The organism is Novipirellula sp. (genome assembly GCF_041583735.1).
In the GTDB taxonomy this organism is placed as follows: domain Bacteria; phylum Planctomycetota; class Planctomycetia; order Pirellulales; family Pirellulaceae; genus Novipirellula.
This window is the reverse complement of record NZ_JBFHFD010000970.1, coordinates 1-2,166: the sequence shown is the minus strand read 5'-3', so window position 1 is coordinate 2,166 and position 2,166 is coordinate 1. Positions and strand designations below refer to the sequence as shown.

Sequence of the window (2,166 nt, the reverse complement as noted above, 5' to 3'; positions counted from 1 at the left end):
GGCAATGAATCGCCGCGTTCACTTGAGCCGTTTCTTGGTGATCCCAGTGAGCAGGTCGCGACCGAGGCGGCTCGTGCGCTGCATGACGATTTTTCGAGTGACGAGCAATTGCAGGTGTTGGCCGCCGCGCTGCCCGCGGCCCAACACGACGGGGAATCGTTCATTCGCCGACTGCTCAATGCGAACTATCGCCTAGGAGGCCGCGAGCATTTTGAGTCCATTGCCCAATATGCAAGCCAAGAAACCAATAGCGTTCCGCTGCGAATCGAAGCGATCAAGATGCTGGGTTCGTGGATGAAACCTGATCTCTTGGACCGGGTCGATGGACGGCGTCGCTATGCGACACTGCCGCGTGAAACGGATCCCGCACGTTTAAGCACCGTGCTGTCGAAATTGGCGAGCGAGAATAACCCAAAACTGCAATCCGCTGCGATTGACGCTGCGGCCCGAACCAATACCCGATTGTCGGCCGATTCGCTCAGTGAAATCGTCCGTACGACAAACCAAGATGTCGATCTTCGTATCGCTGCACTGAAAACGCTGGACAAACAAAATCCCGAGGTACTGAGAAAGGTGCTCCCCGCAGCCATGCAGGATTCTGAAACGAATCTGCAACTGACCGCAATCAACTTCTATGCAAAATACAATACCGATCAAGCCGACGCTTTCTTGACACGTCTAATTTCGGATAGCAAGAAATTGGCGGTCAAACAGTATGCGATCTCGGCATTGAGTAAACAGCAGGGTGAAGCATCGCGGAACAAATTGACTTCGATGTTGGACCAAATCACCAGCAGCACTTTGCCGAGCGAGATCATCCTGGATGTTTTAGAAACGGCCGAGAATCGCGGGAAGAAATCCCCCGCGATTCAAGCGGCGCTGAACAAAGCCACTGCGGCGCTAGACCAGCGGTGGGCGACCACGCCTGAAAAGTCGCGTCCGTTTTTGGTCAGCCGCGACGGGGGCGATGCTGCCAAAGGCAAAGTCCTCTTCAATACGCATCTGGGGGCCCAGTGCATTCGCTGTCACAAAGTTGGCAAGGAGGGAAGCGATGTTGGACCCAACTTGCTTGGGATCGCGGCCAGCAAAGACCGTGACTATCTGCTGCAAAGCGTCATTGCGCCCAGCAAGGACATCGACAAAAAGTACCAAACCCAATCGTTCCTGATGGATTCGGGACAAATTGTGATGGGGTTGGTCAAATCCGAAAGCGAAGATGAAACGGTCCTCTCCGACAGCCAGGGCAAAGAGATCCGGTTGAGCAACGACGAAATCGAAGATGTTTCGAAGAACGAGGTTTCGATTATGCCCGACATGACCGATGTCTTGACACGCAAAGAGGTGCGGGACGTGGTAGCCTATCTGTCGACCCTGAAATCCAAATAGCGAATGGGCTCAGGAATCTACTTTGGTAGCGGCACACGCCGCTCCGCTCGAAACACCATTCGTGTGTTTTGCCTTGTTCCATGACGGGAGGTTGGTTCGTCCCCACCAGAGCGGTGCGTAGCTGCAAAACATACCACCAGCGAAACAACAGGTACGGCCAAGCGACGCTTACCCTAAGTACTCATCCATCGATTCTGAAAACGGCGGAGCGATCTCGTCGCCCGCCGTTTTTGTTGACGCTCCCAGAAGTTTTGGTGAATTTCGCTACGACCAGACGCGGGGGCTGCGGAAACGAAGACGGTTGGCTTCGTCGTCACCGACAAATTCTTCGGTTGCGGGATTGATCGTGAGTTTGCGTTTCAGGATCCATGCTAACGCGGCCGCGTGACAGGCGACATGCGATCGACGCATCACGCTGGGATTGCAAACCGTTTGTTGACGACTTTTAACGCAATCAAAAAAGTTGCGTGCGTGAGCGGAAACGTCGAGGCCGCGGACGCGTTTGCTTTGAGACAATTCTTGATTCAGGCTCGGCGAACTTGCCACGATCTCGCCTTCGTCACCCGTTTCGAGCGAGCCTTCGCTGCCAACAAACCGAACGGGACAAGTACCAAGCCGGGTGATCCAGCGTGGTCCACGATTGCCGAACGGATCGGCGAGAAAGTCGATGACCAACTTGACGCCATTGGCATAGGTGCAGGTGATATTTTCGTCGGTCGGTTCGTAATCCACCGGCATCGTGTCATCGGCTTGGTTTGCCCATTGACACAGATCGACGGT

1 protein-coding gene and 1 pseudogene are annotated in these 2,166 nt (G+C 54.5%); one reads left to right on the top strand and one right to left on the bottom strand.

Annotated elements, in window-relative coordinates:
- Nucleotides 1–1,386, top strand: a 1,386-nt coding sequence (locus ABX962_RS35150) for a c-type cytochrome (RefSeq protein ID WP_372726313.1), incomplete at its 5' end; no start/stop codon positions are given.
- 264 nt (nt 1,387–1,650) lie between these two features.
- Here ABX962_RS35150 and ABX962_RS35145 read toward each other — a convergent pair.
- Nucleotides 1,651–2,166 (bottom strand): annotated as a pseudogene (locus tag ABX962_RS35145) (gfo/Idh/MocA family oxidoreductase); the annotation flags it as partial.